The following is a 16,127-nucleotide window of genomic DNA, read 5'->3' on the forward strand; positions in this document are numbered from 1 at the left end:
GGGAGTGGTGGGACGTACGTCGGTGCGCGGACCTCAGTACGCGAGCAGGAGGTCGCGGAGGACCCGCCTACCGAAGACTAGTGCGTCGAGCGGCACGCGCTCGTCGACGCCGTGGAACATCGCCGGGAAGTCGATGTCGGCCGGGAGCCGCAGCGGCGCGAAGCCGTAGCCGGCGATGCCGAGGCGCGAGAGCGACTTGTTGTCGGTTCCGCCGCTCAGGAGGTACGGGAACACGGTCGCCTCGGGATCGTGGGCCTGCAGGGCCTGCGTGACGGCGTCGACCAGCGGGCCTCGCGTCGGCGCCTCGAGGCCGACGTCGCGATGCACCGTCTGGATCTCGATGTCGGGGCCGATGAGCTCGCGGATCTCGGCGAGGACCGCGTCCTCCTCCCCCGGCAGGGTGCGGATGTCGACGAGCGCCTCGGCACGGTCGGGGATCACGTTGTGCTTGTAGCCCGCATCGAGCAGCGTCGGGTTGGACGTCGTGCGGAGCGTCGCGGTGATGAACCCCGACGCCGACCCCGTCGCGAGCGCGAGCTCGTCGGGCGACACCTGCTCCGGATCGACGCCGAGCGCGCCCGCGATCGCGGCGAGCAGCTCGCGCGTGGTGTCGGTGAGTCGCAGCGGCCACTCTCGGCGCCCGATCGCCGCGACCGCCTCGGCGAGCCGCGTGATCGCGTTGTCGCGCACCAGGCGCGATCCGTGCGCCGCAGTGCCGTGCGCGACGAGCCGAACCCAGAGGAGCGACTTCTCGCCCGTCTGCAGCAGGTACGCCCGTTCATCGCCGACCGTGATCGAGTACCCGCCGACCTCGCTGATCGCCTCGGTCGCGCCGGCGAACAGTCCGGGGTGCTCGTCGACCAGCCAGCTCGCACCGTACAGCCCGCCGGCCTCCTCGTCGGCGAAGAAGCCGAGCACGAGCTCGCGCTCGGGCAGCCTTCCCTCGGCGAGGATGTCGCCGACCGCGGCGAGGATCATCGCGTCCATGTCCTTCATGTCGACCGCGCCGCGACCCCACAGCATGCCGTCGCGGATCTCGCCGGCGAACGGGTCCACGCTCCAGTTGCGCGGATCGGCCGGGACGACGTCGAGGTGGCCGTGCAGCACGAGCGCGGGCTTGTCGGGGTTCGCGCCCGGAACGCGCGCGACCACGCTCGTGCGGCGCGGCGCCGCCTCGAAGACGGCCGGCTCGAGTCCCATCGCGCGCAGGCGCGCCTCGACGTACTCCGCCGCCTCGCGCTCGCCGTTCGAGCGGCCTTCGCCGTGGTTCGTGGTGTCGAACCGGATGAGGTCGCGCGCGATGACCCCGGTCTCGTCGAGGTCGTCGGGCAGGCCGGCGGCCGCTGCCGCGGCCTCCGCGGAGGTCGGTCGGGCGTCGGTCGGGGTGGTCTCGGCCATGCGGTCCACGCTAGCGTCGGCGGGCGTCCGCGCGTGTTCAGCGGGCCCGGAAAACCGTGCTAATGTCTTCTACGGCCGCTGAGGGATCAGGGGTCCACGGCAACGCGCGGGTGGCGGAAATGGCAGACGCGCTAGCTTGAGGTGCTAGTGCCCTAACGGGCGTGGGGGTTCAAGTCCCCCCTCGCGCACGCGTTGTCGAGAAGGCCGGATCTTCGGATCCGGCCTTCTCGCGTTAACGCGTGGTCGTGCACTGTGCAGAATTCAGGAGCGAACCGACGCCGCCACCCCCTGGGCGCGGTGTATCGCTCCCGGGAGGCCCTCCTCGCACCCTTCGATCCTGAATTCTGCACAGGGTCGAACGAGGGGAAGAGCCGAAGCGACCCCCGGTCGGGGGCGTGGACGCGTGGCATCGGCGACTTGCCGTATTCGAACATGTGTTCGAACATTGAGTGGTGACGATGACCGCTCCCCGACCCGGGCCGACCGCTTCCGCAGCGGCGGCGGGCCGGGTGGAGCGCGTCGAGGAACTGCAGGCGCGCATCCGCGGCATGCAGGCCACCCGGCTCGACTCGCGGGCCGTGCCGACGCATCCGGCGCTCGCCGCGGTGCTGCCGGGCGGCGCGCTCCGCGAGGGCGCGGTCGTGCAGGTCGAGGGGTCGGTCACGCTGCTCATGGCCGCGCTCGCGGGGCCGTCGCGGAGCGGGCGGTGGGTCGCGGTCGCGGGCATCCCCGAGTTCGGCGTCGAGGCGGCGGCCCGGTTCGGCGTCGACCTCGAGCGGCTCGTGCTCGTGCCCGATCCCGGGCGGCAGTGGCTGACGGTCGCGGCGGCGCTCGCCGACGTGATCCCGGTGGTGGCCGTTCGGCCAGTGGGGCGGCTCGCGCCGGCCGAGGCGTCGCGGTTCGCGGCACGGCTCCGGCAGCGGGGCGCGCTACTGCTCGTCGACGGCGACTGGCCGGGCAGCGACGCGCGGCTCGAACTCGAGCGGAGCGAGTGGTCCGGGCTCGGGCACGGGCACGGGCACCTCGCCGAACGCGAGGTGATGGTCCGGGTCACGGGTCGCGGGGAGGTCGGCCGGGGCAGCCGGCGGCGCCTGCGGCTGCCCGCGGGCGACCTGGGGTTCGCGGCGGTCGACGAGGGGGTCGAGGCGACCGCCCGCGGCGCGGCATCCGTCGCCCACGACGTCGGCGGCATGATGCACCGGCCCGACTTCGCGGCGAGGGCGTCGTGAGCGGGGCGGTGCGCACCATCGTGCTGTGGTGCCCCGACTGGCCGGTCCTCGCGGCGTGCCGCGAGCACGGCGTCGACCCTGCGCTCCCCGTGGCGCTCACCGAGAAGGGACTCGTGCACTCGTGCTCGGCCACGGCACGGCGCGACGGCGTGGCGCGCGGGTTGCGGCTCCGCGAGGCGCAGTACCGTTCGACCGCGCTCACGGTGCTCGAGTACGACGCGGCGCTCGACCACCGGGCGTTCGAGCCGGTCGTGCGCGGCATCGAGGCGATCGTGCCGGGCCTGCAGGTGCTCCGGCCGGGCACGCTCGCGATGCGTGCGCGGGGTCCGTCGCGGTACTACGGGGGCGAGGATGCCGCGGCGCGGGCGCTCCTCGATGCGGCGGCCGGGCTCGGGGTCGCCGGTGCCCGGGTGGGTGTCGCCGACGGCCCGTTCGCGGCCGAGCAGGCAGCGCGGGCCGGTCGCGGCACCTCGGTGCACGTCGTGCCGGCCGGTGGCGCGGCCGCGTTCCTCGCGCCGCTGCCGGTGTCGCTCGTGACCGACGCGCGCACGACGACGCTCCTGCACCGCCTCGGCGTGCGCACGCTCGGCGAGTTCGCGGCGCTGCCCGACGATGACGTGCGGCGCCGGTTCGGAGCGGCGGGCGCGTTCGCGCACGACCGGGCGGCGGGACGCGAGCAGTCTCGCGTGGCGCCGCGCACGCCGCCGCCCGACTTCGAGGTCGAGCAGCACTTCGAGCCCCCGCTCGAGCGAATCGACCAGCTCGCGTTCGCGTTCCGGGTGCGGGCCGAGGAGTTCATCGAGCGGATGCGGGCCGTGCGGCTCGTGTGCACCGGCATCCGCATCGAACTCGACGACGACCGTGGCGGGCACTCGAGCCGCAGCTGGCTGCACCCGCACTGGTTCACGCCCGCCGACGTGGTCGACCGCGTGCGCTGGCAGCTGCAGGGCGGGAGCACTGCCGATGCGGGGCTGGAGGCCGCGATCGTGCGGCTGCGGATCGTGCCCGAGCGCGTCGACTCCACGGGCAATCACGAGGAGGGGTTGTGGGGCGGCGGGCCCGACGAGCGCGTGCACCACGGGCTCACGCGCGTGCAGAGCATGCTCGGGCACGAGGGCGTCGTGACCGCGGCGGTCGGCGGCGGTCGCATGCTCGTCGACCGGCAGGTGCTCGTGCCGTGGGGCGATCGCGCACCCGAGCGTGGGGCGGCCGAGGCGCCATGGCCGGGGAGCCTGCCCGCACTCGCGCCTGCGAGCGTGTTCCGTGAGCGGATGTCGGTGGCGCTCGCCGACGAGGGCGGCACGCCGGTCGCCGTCGACGCCCGCGGGGCGATCTCGGCGGCGCCCGTCTCCTTCGCGGTGGCCGGCGCACGACCGTCGCCCGTTCGGGCGTGGGCGGGCCCGTGGCCGGTCGTCGAACGCTGGTGGGATGCCGAGCGGGCCCGGCGCGTGCACCGGTTCCAGGTCGTCGACCACGACGGCTGCGCGTGGCTGCTCGTGCGCGACGCCGACGGCTGGTGGGCCGAGGCGAGGTACGACTGATGGGCTGGAACAACCCCGAGATCCCGTGGTCGGAGCTCGAACGCCGGCTCTCCGACCGACAGCGACCGAGCACCTCGAAGGTGCTGGCCGACGGCGGCGACAGTCCGGGGTGGAGCCGGAAGCGGCATCCGTACCGCCCCTCGCAGGAGGCCGAGGAACGGCCGACCGGGCCGATCGTGCCGTACGCCGAGCTGCACGCGCACTCGACGTTCAGCTTCCTCGACGGCGCCTCGGGACCCGAACGGCTCGTCGAGGAGGCGCACCGCCTGGGCCTCACGGGCCTCGCGATCACCGACCACGACGGGTTCTACGGCATCGTGCGGTTCGCCGAAGCCGCCGAGGCGTACCCCGAGCTCGACACGGTCTACGGCGCCGAGCTGTCGTTCGGGCTCACCGAGCCGCAGATGGGCGCGGCCGACCCCGAGGGCGACCACCTGCTCGTGCTCGCCGCTCGAGAAGAGGGGTACCACCGGCTCGCCTCGGCGATCACCGCGGGCCAGCTCGCGGGCGGTGAGAAGGGCCGCCCGGTGTACGACCTCGACGAACTCGCGGCGCGAGCCGACGGCCACTGGGTGATCTCGACGGGCTGCCGCAAGGGTGCGGTGCGTCGGGCGCTCGCGGGCGCGGGCGGGGCGGATGCCGCGTGGCGCGAGCTCGACCGACTCGTCGCGCTGTTCGGGCGCGACCACGTCGTCGTCGAGCTCACCGACCACGGCGACCCGATGGACCAGGTGCGCAACGACGCGCTCGCGGAGCTCGCCGCCCGTGCGCGCCTGCCCGTGCTCGCGACGAACGCCGTGCACTACGCGACCCCCGATGAGCACCGGCTCGCGTCGGCGCTCGCCGCGGTGCGCGCGCGGCGCAGCCTCGACGAGCTCGACGGGTGGCTGCCTGCCTCCGACGGGTTGCACCTGCGCTCGGGCGCCGAGATGCTCGCCCGGTTCGACCGCTACCCCGGCGCGGTCGCGCACTCCGTGGAGCTCGCGCGCGACCTGACGTTCCGGCTGCGGAGCGCCCGGCCGAAGCTGCCCCGGCAGGAGGTCCCCGAGGGGCACACGCCCATGTCGTGGTTGCGCGAGCTCACGTGGCGCGGCGCCGAGCGGCGCTACCCGGGCGTACCCGGCCACGTGCGCGAGCGACTCGCGAAGGAGCTCGACGTCATCGAGCAGAAGGACTTCCCCGGCTACTTCCTGATCGTGCACGACCTCGTGCAGGAGGCCAGGCGCCGGGGCATCCTCTGCCAGGGTCGCGGCTCGGCGGCGAACTCGGCGGTCTGCTATGTGCTCGACATCACCGGGGTCGACTCGATCTTCTACGAGCTGCCGTTCGAGCGGTTCCTGTCGTCGCTGCGCGACGAGGAGCCCGACATCGACGTCGACTTCGACTCCGACCGGCGGGAGGAGATCATCCAGTACGTCTACGGCAAGTACGGCCGGCACAACGCCGCGCAGGTCGCGAACGTCATCAGCTACCGCCCGAAGGGCGCCGTGCGCGACATGGCGAAGGCGCTCGGCTACTCCACCGGCCAGCAGGATGCCTGGTCGCGCCAGGTCGAGCGCTGGGGCGCCGTCGTCGAGACGCAGGACCACGACATCCCGCCGGCCGTCGTCGAGCTGGCCGAGCAGCTGCTGACGTTCCCCCGGCATCTCGGCATCCACTCGGGCGGCATGGTGCTCACCGACCGGCCCGTCGGCGAGGTGTGCCCCATCGAGCACGCCCGCATGGAGAACCGGACGGTCCTGCAGTGGGACAAGGACGACTGCGCGTGGATGGGCCTCGTGAAGTTCGACCTGCTCGGCCTCGGCATGCTCGCCGCGCTGCAGTACACGTTCGATCTCGTGCGCGAGCACACCGGCGAGGAGTGGGAGCTCGCGACGCTCCCCAAGGAGGAACCGGCGGTCTACGACATGCTGTGCCGCGCCGATTCGATCGGGGTGTTCCAGGTCGAGTCGCGTGCGCAGATGGGCACGCTCCCCCGACTCAAGCCCCGCTGCTTCTACGACCTCGTCGTCGAGATCGCGCTCATCCGGCCCGGGCCGGTGCAGGGCGGTGCGGTGCACCCGTACATCCGCCGCCGCACGGGCGAAGAGCCGGTCGCCTACCTGCACCCGAAGCTCGAACCGGTGCTGCGGCGCACGCTCGGGGTGCCGCTGTTCCAGGAGCAGCTCATGCAGATGGCCGTCGCGGTCGGCGATTGCGACGCGGCCGACGCCGACCTGCTGCGCCGGGCGATGGGCTCCAAGCGCGGCGTCGAGAAGATCGAGCGGCTGCGCGCGAAGCTCTACGCGGGCATGGAGCGCAACGGCATCGCCCCGGACGTGGCCGACGCGATCTACGAGAAGATCGAGGCGTTCGCGAACTTCGGCTTCGCCGAGAGCCACGCGATCAGCTTCGGGCTGCTCGTCTACGCGAGCTCGTGGCTGAAGCTGCACTACCCGGCCGCGTTCCTCGCGGCGCTGCTGCGCGCGCAGCCCATGGGCTTCTACTCGCCGCACACCCTCACGGCCGACGCACGGCGGCACGGGGTCGAGCTGCTCCGGCCCGATCTCGCGCGGTCGGGCGTGCACGCGGGGCTCGAGGCGGCCGGCACGGCCGGCACGGCCGACCCCGATGAGACGGCGTCGGATGCCGCGGCGGGGGCACGCGGCATCCGTCGCCCCACCGGCATGCCGGGCTGCGCCGACGCCACCCAGCCACCCATCGGCCCGTTCGACCGCGACGCGCCCGACCGCTCGACGGAGCACCGCCGCGACGGCGCGTTCGCGGTGCGGCTCGGCCTCGCCGACGTCACCTCGATCGGGGCGAAGGTGGCCGAGCGGATCGTCGCCGAGCGCGAGCAGCACGGGTCCTACCGCGACATGGCCGACCTGTCGCGTCGCGCCGACCTCGACGCGGCCCAGCTCGAAGCGCTCGCCGCGGCGGGTGCGTTCGAGTGCTTCGACCTGCAGCCCAGGCAGGCGCTGTGGCTCGCGGGCGAGGCCGCGCAGGACCGCGCCGACTACCTCCCCGGCGCGGTCGTGGTCGTGCAGCCGCCGCTGTTGCCGCTGCTGAACGACGCCGAGCAGGTCGTCTACGACCTGTGGGCCACGGGCATCTCCCCCGACGACCACCCGATCCGCCACGTGCGCGACCGGCTCGACACGCGTGGCGTCGTCCGCATCGATCGGCTGACCGAGGCGGAGTCGGGCCGGCGCATCGAGGTCGGCGGGGTCGTCACGCACCGGCAGCGTCCGGCGACCGCGAGCGGCATCACGTTCATGAACCTGGAGGACGAGTCCGGCACGCTCAACGTGATCGCGAGCGTCGGCGTCTGGACGAGGTACCGCCGCATCGCCCGCGAGGCGCCCGCGATGGTCGTGCGCGGCATCCTCGAGCGCTCACGCGAGGGCGTCGTGAACCTCGTCGCCGACCGCTTCGAGCCGCTCACCGTGTCGACGTCGAACCGGTCGCGCGACTTCCGCTGAGTCGCGCGGTGGACCCTGCAGCCGCGCGACAGCGGCGATACGCTGGAGCATGGCCGTGCGCACCGTCGCATCGGCAGGCTGACGGAGCGTTCCCGTGGCCCGGCCGACGCGTGCACCGCTCATCACGACGGCGTTCGTCGCCCTCGCGGCAGCCGATCTCGCCTACTTCACCGCCGACGGCATGGCGATCTTCGCCTTGCCGCTGTACGTCGTCGGCCCGATCGGCGGGAACGAGGCCGCCGCAGGTATCGCCTTCGGCGCGTTCGCGGTGTCCGCCCTCGTGCTGCGGCCCATCGCCGGGCGGCTCGCCGACCAGTTCGGTCGCCGACCGCTGCTCGTCGGCGGCGCCCTGCTCGCTGCCGGCGCCCTCGCGCTCACCGCGACCGCCGACTCGCTGGTCGTCGTCGTGGCGCTCCGCCTCCTGGGCGGCGTCGGCGAGGCCGCGTTCTTCGTCGCGAGCTTCGCCGCGCTCGCCGACATCGCGCCGCCGGAGCGCATGGGCGAGGCCCTGTCGTACAACTCCCTCGGCCTCTACCTCGGGCTCGCGCTCGGTCCGCCGATCGGCGAGGTCCTCCTCGACGCCGGCGGCTACGCGGCCGTCTGGATGGGCGCGGCCGCCGTCGCGGCGCTCGCCGCCGCGATCGTGCTCATCGTCGGAGAGACACGGACCACCCGTCCCGTGGCGAACGAACCGATGCGCATCATCCACCGGCCCGCGATCCCGGCCTCGCTCGGATTCCTCACGTCGCTCATCGCGATGGGGGGCCTCCTCGCCTTCGCATCGCTGCACGCGACCCGCACCGGGTTCGAGAATCCGAGCGTGGTGCTGCTCGTGTACGGCGGCACGGTCGTGGTCTGCCGGATCGCCTTCGCGCGCGTGCCCGATCGCGTCCCATCGCTCGCGCTCGGCACTGCGGCGCTCGTCACGATCGCAGTCGGAGCGGTCGTCGCCGCCGCCTGGCAGCAACCGGCCGGCTTCCTCGTCGCCACGGTCGTCATGGCGGTCGGCGTCGCCTTCAGCACGCCCGCCTTCTTCTCCGCGATCTTCGCGACCGCATCACCGTCCGAACGGGGCATCGCGTCGGGCACCGGCAGTGCCGCGATCGACCTCGGACTGGGGATCGGGCCGATCCTGCTCGGGTTCGTCGCGGCGCCGCTCGGGATCCCGTGGGCGTTCGCGGTCGCGGCGGCGATCGCCGGGCTGGGCGCGGCGTGGACGGCGGCGCTCGCTCGGCGCGCGAGGACGGCGACCGCCGCCTGAGCGGCGTCGTGTCGCGGCCCCCCGCGATGCGGCATCCGCTAGCCTCGTGCGGTGCCCGCCCACAGTCACGATCGCTCCGGACCCGACCGCTACGGCGATGACGTGCTCGCCGGCGACTGGCGTGCCGCCGGTCGCCGCACGATCCCCGAGGTTCCCGCGACCCGCGACCTCGTCGTCGAGCTCGCCGCCGACGGGTACTGCGGCGCCGTCGTCGGCGTCGAGAAGCAGACGGTGACGCTGGAGGACCGCCACGGGCGAACGCGCATGTTCCCGCTCGGCCACGGGTTCCTCGTCGACGGCGAGCCCGTGCGGCTCGTCGCGCCGAAGGCCGCCGCACCCCAGGGTCGCCTTCGGACGGCATCGGGGTCGTTCGCCACGGAATCCGGACCGGCGAAGGTCGCCCTACCGAGCCGCATCTTCGTCGAGGGGCGCCACGACGCCGAGCTCGTCGAGAAGATCTGGGGCGCCGACCTGCGCGTCGAGGGCGTGGTCGTCGAGTACCTCGAGGGCGTCGACGTGCTGGGCGAGGTGCTCGACGGGTTCCAGCCGGGTCCGGCGCGCCGGGTCGGCGTGCTCGTCGACCACCTCGTCCCCGGCTCGAAGGAGCAGCGCATCGCCGACTCGGTCATGCGGGGCCGACACCGCGGACACGTGCTCGTCGTCGGCCACCCGTACATCGACATCTGGCAGGCGGTGAAACCCGCCCGACTCGGGCGCGACGCGTGGCCGACGATCCCGCGCGGCACGTCATGGAAGCACGGCGTGTGCGCGGCGTTCGGCTGGCCGCACGCCGAGCAGTCCGACATCGCGCGCGCGTGGCAGCGCATCCTCGGGCAGGTCCGCGGGTACGGCGATCTCGAGCCCGCGTTGCTCGGCCGCGTCGAGGAGCTCATCGACTTCGTGACGACTCCGCCGCATCCCTGAGCGGCCGTCATCCGATCGTGGTGCCGAACGCGAGTCCGAGCAGGTAGGTGACGGCGGCCGCCCCCAGTCCGATCGCGAGCTGCCGCACGGCGCGCTTCAGCGGCGACGCACCGGACAGGAGGCCGACGGTGGCGCCCGTGAGGAGCAGCGCGAGGCTCACGAGCACCGTCGCGGTGATGATCGCGGCCGTGCCCGACATCCCGAAGATCCACGGCAGCACCGGGATGAGCGCTCCCGTCGCGAAGAACAGGAAGCTCGAGATCGCCGCGTTCACGCCCGTGCCGACCGCCTCGTGGTCGTCGTCGACGAGACCGATCGCGTCGGTGGGTGCGGGGGTGCGTCCGGCCGCCTGCACGCGCGCGACGACGAGCGAGGCCTGTTCGACGGCGTCCTGCGGGTCCATGCCGCGCGCACGGTACACGAGCGCGAGCTCGTTGGCGTCGATGTCGAGGTCGACGAGCGCCTCGCGCGCGGTGGGGTCCGGGGCGGATGACTCGAGCAGCTCGCGCTGGGAACGCACCGAGACGTACTCCCCCGCGCCCATCGACAGGGCGCCGGCGAGGAGGCCCGCGATGCCCGTGAACAGGACGATGGGCGCCGGCACGCCCGTTGCGCCGATGCCGAGGACCAGCGCGAGATTGGAGACGAGCCCGTCGTTCGCGCCGAACACCGCGGCTCGGAACGTGCCTGCGAGGCGGCGTCGCCCGCGTGCGGCCAGCCCGCGGACGACTTCGCCGTGGATGCGCTCGTCGGCGGCCATCGCGGCGGTGGCGTGCGGGTCGGTCGCGTAGGGCGAGCGGGACTCGGCGCGCTGTGCGAGCGCGAGCACGAAGATCGACCCGAAGCGGCGGGCGAGCCCGGCCAGCATGCGGGTGCGGAGATCGGCGCGCGGTATGGCGCCGTCATCGCCGTCGAGCAGTGAGAGCCAGTGCGCCTCATGGCGTCCTTCGGCCGCGGCGAGGGCGAGCAGGATCTCGCGTTCCTCGCCCTCGCGCCGCGCGGCGAGCTCACGGTAGACGGCGGCCTCCGCGCGCTCGGCGGCGATGTGGCGCTTCCAGCGTGCTCGGTCGGCTGACGTGCCCTGTGGTTCGTCGGCGGTCATTCGGCTCCATCCGTTCGCGGGCGACGGTCGCGACCTGTCGGCCGGGCGCCCGCCTCATCGCGCGTCGGGCCCCGCTGGGCCTCCGAAAGGCTAGCGTCGCGGATGCCGCCGTTGGGCGCTCCGCGGCGGGATTGGCAGCATTTCGGACCGCCGAACGTCGGCTCAGCCGACGAGCTTCTGCCAGCCGTCGCCGTCGGCGTACTCGAAGATGAGGTTCGTCTCGGTGTGGGCGACCGCGGGGTGGCCGGTGAGGTGCGCGAGGACGAACTGGCGGAGCTCCTCCGCGTCGCGCGCGGCGACGTGCAGCAGGTAGTCCTCGGCTCCGGCCATGTGGAAGACGCCCAGGACGCCGGGAAGGTGCGGCACGGCGTTGCGGAACGCGTCGATCTCGCTGCGGTCGTGCTTGACGAGCCGGATGGCGATGAGGGCCTGCAGGGAGACGCCGAGCGACGCGAGGTCGACGTCGACGCGATACCCGCGCACGGTGCCGAGGCTCTGCAGGCGGCGGAGACGGAGCGACACCGTCGACTCGGCGACGCCGACCTCGGCGGCCAGGGCGGCACCCGAGGCCCGGGCGTTCTTCGACAGCGCGGCGAGCAGCGCGCGGTCGACTCGGTCGAGTTCGGCTTTCTGCGCCATGGTCGAGCTCCTCACCGTCTTTGTTGAAGATACTGCGCAATCTCGGGCACAATTGCAAGCATCTTCGTCACGAGTCCAAATGGATAGAAGATTCTGTAGCCTGCTCCCATGCTGACACCGATGTCGAACCTCGAGACCCGCGCCGTCCACGCCGGCATGGAGGGCGTCCACGAGCAGGGCTCGCACGTTCCCACGATCGATCTTTCCACGACCAACCCGCTCGGCGACGTGGAGAGCGGCGGAATGTCCTACGAGGAGCTCGCCACGGGCGGCTGCCTCACCGAGGGCCGCTCGGCCGTCTACCAGCGGCTGTGGCATCCGGGCGTCGCGCGCTTCGAGACCGCGCTCGCCGACCTCGAGGGCGCCGACGGTTCGGTCGCGTTCGGCACGGGCATGGCGGCCCTCGCGGCGACGCTCATCGCGACCGTCTCCGACGGCAGGCCGCACGTCGTGGCCGTCCGCCCGCTGTACGGCGGCTCCGACCACGTGCTCGAGAGCGGCCTGCTGGGCACCCGGGTCACCTGGACCGACGTGGACGGCATCGCCGCCGCCATCCGCCCCGACACCGGGCTCGTCATCGTCGAGACCCCCGCGAACCCCACCCTCGAGCTCATCGACCTGCGGCGGGCAGCGGATGCCGCCGGCGACGTACCGCTCCTCGTCGACAACACCTTCGCGACGCCGGTCCTGCAGCGCCCGATCGAACACGGCGCGACCCTCGTGCTGCACAGCGCGACCAAGTACCTGGGCGGACACGGCGACGCCATGGGCGGCGTGGTCGCCGGCCCGATCGAGTGGGTCGAGAAGCTCCGCCGCGTCCGCGCCCTGACGGGCGGACTGCTGCACCCGATGGGCGCATACCTGCTGCACCGCGGCATCCGCACCCTGCCCATCCGCGTGCGCGCCCAGCAGGAGACCGCCATGGAGCTCGCCCGACGGCTCGAGGCGCACCCGGCCGTCGCGCGCGTGCGCTACCCCGGCCTGCCCGGCCAGGACCCGCAGGGCCTCATCGGCCGCCAGATGGCGGGAGCGGGGTCGATCATCGCGCTCGAGCTCACGGGAGGATTCGACGCCGCATGCCGGTTCACCGAGGCATGCGAGCTCGTGACGCACGCGGTCTCCCTGGGCGGCGTGGACTCGCTCGTGCAGCATCCCGCGTCGCTCACGCACCGCCCCGTCGCGGCGCACGCGAAGCCGAACGCGGGCGTCGTGCGCCTCTCCATCGGGCTGGAGCACGTCGACGACCTCACCGCCGACCTCATGGCCGCGCTGGACGCCGCCGCGGAGCCTCAGGACCTCGGGCGATCCTCCGGTGCCGGCGTCTCCGCCGACGTCGCCGGCTGAACCGCCCCGACGTCCGGCGCCGTGGCGGCGGGGTTGCGGATCCCGATCCACGACACGACCCCGCCGACCACGAGAAGCGCCGCGGTGACGATCGCCACACGCCGGTAGCCGTCGACGTCGAGCTGCCCCGCGACGATCACGCCGATCGACGCGATGGAGACGAGCCCGGCGATGCGGGCGACCGCGTTGTTCACCGCCGAGCCGATCCCGGCCCGTGACGGCTCGACCGCGCCGAGGATCGCGGACGTGAGCGGCGCGACCGTCATGGCCATGCCGAGACCGACGACGATCATGCCCGGGAACACCTGCCACCAGTACTGCACGGGCAGGTCGATCATGAGCGTCAGCAGGTAGCCGACGGCGACCACGATCGGGCCGGCGGTCATGAAGAACCGCGGCCCGTAGCGGCCGCCGAGCGTGCCGAACCACGCTCCGAGCAGCACGAGCAGCGCCGTCGGCGGAAGCGTGGCGACGCCGGCGAGTGTCGCAGAGAATCCGCCGACCTCCTGCAGGAAGATCGGCAGGGCGAACAGCCCCAGCATGAACGCGGCGTAGATGAACCACGTCGCGAGGTTTCCCGCCGCGAAGTTCCTCGCCCGGAAGAGCGTGAGCGGGAGCATCGGGGCCGCCGCCCGCCGCTCCCAGAGGACGAAGGCGACGAGGGCGACCACGCCGACGACCGCCGGGATGTACACGAGCGGGTCGTCCCATCCGAGGCGCCCCTGCTCGATCAGGGCGAAGACCGTGCCGCCGAGCCCGACCACCCCGAGCACGGCGCCGAGCCAGTCGACGCGGGCGCGGTCGGGGTTCGGCTCGTCGCGGCCGAGCGGGCGCATCATGACGAGCACGGCGGCGATCGGCACCACGTTGATCGCGAACACGAGCCGCCATGACACGAGGTCGACGAGCACCCCGCCGAGGATCGGCCCGATGAGGAACGCGCTCGTCGTCCAAGCGGTCCAGCGACCGATCGCGCGCCCCTGCTCCGCGGCCGGGAAGTTCGCGATGATGAGGGCGAGCGAGCTGGGCACGAGCAGGGCACCGGCCGCGCCCTGCAGGGCTCGCGCGACGACGAGCACGGCGCCGTCCATCGCGATCGCGCAGACCACTGAGGTCACCGCGAATCCGTACAGGCCGATGCGGAGGATCCGAAGCCTCCCGAACGAATCGGAGAGGGACCCGGCGAGCAGGATCAGCGCGCCGAGCGTCAGCAGGTAGGCGTCCACCGCCCACTGCTGCAGCGTGAGGCCGCCACCGAGTTCGGCCTCGATCGCCGGCAGCGCGATGTTGATGACCGCGCCGTCGAGGAACGCGATGAACGCGACGACGATCGCGATCACGAGTACGCGCGTGCGGCGGTCCATGCGCGTCATGCTACGCCGCGCCGGTGACGGATGCCGCCGCGCGGACTCAGCGCCCCGAGAGGCGCTTGCGCAGCAGTTCGATCCGGGACTGCAGCTGCGTCACGGTCGCGTGCGCGACCTCGGGGCCGCCGCACGCCCGGCGCAGGTCGGCGTGCACGAGCGAGTGCGCCTGCCCGGTCTGCCGGGCATAGAGCCCGACGAGGCTGTTCAGCAGCGACCGCTGCTCCTTGAGCGTGCGGTACAGCGCGACGGGCTCGGCGTGGCCGGGCTCCTCCTCGGTGGATGCCACGTTCCTGCGCCGGTCCGACGCGCGCCGCGCCTGCCGTGCCTGCCGGTGACGCAGCAGCTCGGCGACCTGGTCGGGCTCGAGGATGCCGGGGAGCCCGATGAAGTCGAGCTCCTCGTCGCTGCCGGGCTCGGCGAACGTGCCGAAGTCGGTGCCGTCGTATACGACCCGGTCGAACGTCGCGTCCGACCCGAGCGCCTGCCAGGTGAACTCGTACTGGAGTTCGTCGGAGGCCTTGTCGTCGCGATTCGCCGATTCGAGGAGGCCGTCCTCCAGGCCCGGATCGTCGTCGTCGCCCGAGCGTCGGTCGAGCGCGTGGTCGCGCTGGCGTTCGAGCTCGCCCGCGAGCGCCATGAGCACGGGAACATTGGGCAGGAACACCGACGCGGTCTCACCGCGACGGCGTGCTCGGACGAATCGTCCGATCGCCTGGGCGAAGAACAGGGGCGTCGATGAGCTGGTGGCGTAGACGCCGACGGCCAGTCGCGGCACGTCGACGCCTTCGGACACCATGCGCACCGCGACCATCCACCGGCTCGTGCTGTTCGAGAACGCCTCGATGCGCGCCGATGCCTCCTTCTCGTCGGACAGCACGACGGTGACCTTCTCGCCGCAGACGCGCTCGAGGATCTCGGCGTAGGCGCGCGCCATCGACTGGTCGGTCGCGATGACGAGCCCGCCCGCGTCGGGGATCGCGTGCCGCACCTCGGTGAGGCGACGGTCGGCGGCCTGCAGCACCGAGGGGATCCACTCCCCCGTGGGCTCGAGCGCCGTCCGCCATGCGGCCGAGTGGATGTCCTTCGTGGCGTCCTCCCCGAGGCGGGCCTCCATCTCGTCACCCGCCTTGGTGCGCCAGCGCATGTTGCCCGCGTAGACCATGAACAGCACGGGGCGCACGACGCCGTCCTGCAAGGCGCGCCCGTACCCGTAGTCGTAGTCGGTGCTCGAGACTCGGATGCCGTGCGCATCCGGCTCGTAGTGCACGAATGGGATCGGCGCAGAGTCGCTGCGGAACGGCGTGCCCGTGAGCGACAGCCGCCGGGTCGCGGGCTCGAACGCCTCGCGGATCGCGTCGCCCCACGAGAGCGTGTCGCCGCCGTGGTGGACCTCATCGAGGATGACGAGCGTGCGGCCCGAGAGCGTCAGCTCGCGGTGCAGGGCGGGGCGCACCGCGACCTGCGCGTACGTCACGGCGACCCCGTGGTAGTGCCTGGCCGAGCGGCCATGGGCGTTCCGGAACCCGGGATCGAGGCGGATGCCGACCCGCGCCGCGGCATCCGCCCACTGGCGCTTCAAGTGGTCGGTCGGGGCGACGACCGTGATCCGGTCGACCACGCGGCGTGCCCGCAGCTCGACGGCGAGGCGCAGCGCGAACGTGGTCTTGCCGGCCCCGGGCGTCGCCGCGGCGAGGAAGTCGCGCGGTTCGGTCTCGAAGTAGCGGTCGAGCGCTTCGGCCTGCCAGGCGCGCAGTTTCGAGGCGGTGCCCCACGGCGCGCGTGCCGGGAACGAGGGTGAGAGGTGTTCGGCGGCCGAGGTGCCCGGCAGGTGCTGGCCGGTGGGGGTCGCGTTGCTCAC

General features: G+C 73.2%; 11 protein-coding genes and 1 tRNA gene. 7 read left to right on the top strand and 5 right to left on the bottom strand.

Annotated features, from left to right (window positions below):
• Positions 1-33 precede the first annotated feature (33 nt).
• Positions 34-1,332, bottom strand: a complete 1,299-nt coding sequence (locus ACULK4_RS09505) for a M20/M25/M40 family metallo-hydrolase (RefSeq protein WP_445964704.1) — start codon at positions 1,330-1,332, stop codon at positions 34-36.
• Between the two features lie 170 nt (positions 1,333-1,502).
• On the opposite strand from ACULK4_RS09505, the gene ACULK4_RS09510 reads away from it, so the two are divergent.
• The 6 genes from ACULK4_RS09510 to ACULK4_RS09535 all read left to right on the top strand — a co-directional run bounded on the left by ACULK4_RS09510 (position 1,503) and on the right by ACULK4_RS09535 (position 9,817).
• Positions 1,503-1,586 (top strand) — tRNA-Leu (locus tag ACULK4_RS09510).
• A gap of 270 nt (positions 1,587-1,856) precedes the next feature.
• On the top strand, positions 1,857-2,627 hold the full coding sequence (gene imuA', locus ACULK4_RS09515; protein WP_445964188.1) for a DnaE2-dependent mutagenesis accessory factor ImuA': 771 nt from the start codon (positions 1,857-1,859) through the stop codon (positions 2,625-2,627).
• On the top strand, positions 2,624-4,168 hold the full coding sequence (locus ACULK4_RS09520; protein WP_445964189.1) for a DNA polymerase Y family protein: 1,545 nt from the start codon (positions 2,624-2,626) through the stop codon (positions 4,166-4,168). Before imuA' ends, ACULK4_RS09520 begins: the two co-directional genes overlap by 4 nt.
• On the top strand, positions 4,168-7,632 hold the full coding sequence (locus tag ACULK4_RS09525; protein WP_445964190.1) for an error-prone DNA polymerase: 3,465 nt from the start codon (positions 4,168-4,170) through the stop codon (positions 7,630-7,632). The genes ACULK4_RS09520 and ACULK4_RS09525 overlap by 1 nt, the downstream gene beginning before the upstream one ends.
• Positions 7,633-7,726: 94 nt before the next feature.
• Entirely contained in the window at positions 7,727-8,893 is a 1,167-nt protein-coding gene (locus ACULK4_RS09530) for an MFS transporter (RefSeq protein WP_445964191.1), read from the top strand.
• A 51-nt stretch (positions 8,894-8,944) separates the two neighbouring features.
• Positions 8,945-9,817 carry a DUF3097 domain-containing protein gene (locus tag ACULK4_RS09535; protein WP_445964192.1) on the top strand — a complete coding sequence of 291 codons (873 nt, stop codon included), beginning with the start codon at positions 8,945-8,947 and terminating at the stop codon, positions 9,815-9,817.
• A gap of 7 nt (positions 9,818-9,824) precedes the next feature.
• Here the strand turns inward: ACULK4_RS09535 and ACULK4_RS09540 are convergent, their stop codons facing one another.
• Positions 9,825-10,919, bottom strand: coding sequence for a VIT1/CCC1 transporter family protein (locus ACULK4_RS09540; RefSeq protein ID WP_445964193.1), 1,095 nt, complete (start codon positions 10,917-10,919; stop codon positions 9,825-9,827).
• Positions 10,920-11,081: 162 nt separating this feature from the next.
• Positions 11,082-11,558 carry an Lrp/AsnC family transcriptional regulator gene (locus ACULK4_RS09545; protein WP_445964194.1) on the bottom strand — a complete coding sequence of 159 codons (477 nt, stop codon included), beginning with the start codon at positions 11,556-11,558 and terminating at the stop codon, positions 11,082-11,084.
• 108 nt (positions 11,559-11,666) lie between these two features.
• Between ACULK4_RS09545 and ACULK4_RS09550 the strand changes: the two genes are divergently transcribed.
• A complete protein-coding gene (locus ACULK4_RS09550) occupies positions 11,667-12,902 on the top strand; it encodes a trans-sulfuration enzyme family protein (protein ID WP_445964195.1) in 1,236 nt (411 codons plus the stop codon).
• Here ACULK4_RS09550 and ACULK4_RS09555 read toward each other — a convergent pair.
• The gene (locus ACULK4_RS09555; protein ID WP_445964196.1) at positions 12,848-14,275 is read right to left on the bottom strand and encodes an MFS transporter; all 1,428 of its coding nucleotides are present in this window, start codon (positions 14,273-14,275) and stop codon (positions 12,848-12,850) included. The two genes, ACULK4_RS09550 and ACULK4_RS09555, sit on opposite strands and share 55 nt — an antisense overlap.
• Before the next feature lie 37 nt (positions 14,276-14,312).
• Positions 14,313-16,127: a DEAD/DEAH box helicase gene (locus ACULK4_RS09560; protein ID WP_445964197.1), complete on the bottom strand. Its 1,815-nt coding sequence runs from the start codon at positions 16,125-16,127 to the stop codon at positions 14,313-14,315.

It is taken from the genome of Agromyces selenitireducens (assembly GCF_052748465.2).

Excerpts from the sequence above, each read along its gene's own strand:
- imuA' (WP_445964188.1), top strand. The coding sequence starts at position 1,857 with ATGACCGCTCCCCGACCCGGGCCGACCGCTTCCGCAGCGGCGGCGGGC.
- ACULK4_RS09525 (WP_445964190.1), top strand. The coding sequence starts at position 4,168 with ATGGGCTGGAACAACCCCGAGATCCCGTGGTCGGAGCTCGAACGCCGG.
- ACULK4_RS09540 (WP_445964193.1), bottom strand. The coding sequence starts at position 10,919 with ATGACCGCCGACGAACCACAGGGCACGTCAGCCGACCGAGCACGCTGG.
- ACULK4_RS09545 (WP_445964194.1), bottom strand. The coding sequence starts at position 11,558 with ATGGCGCAGAAAGCCGAACTCGACCGAGTCGACCGCGCGCTGCTCGCC.
- ACULK4_RS09550 (WP_445964195.1), top strand. The coding sequence starts at position 11,667 with ATGCTGACACCGATGTCGAACCTCGAGACCCGCGCCGTCCACGCCGGC.
- ACULK4_RS09555 (WP_445964196.1), bottom strand. The coding sequence starts at position 14,275 with ATGACGCGCATGGACCGCCGCACGCGCGTACTCGTGATCGCGATCGTC.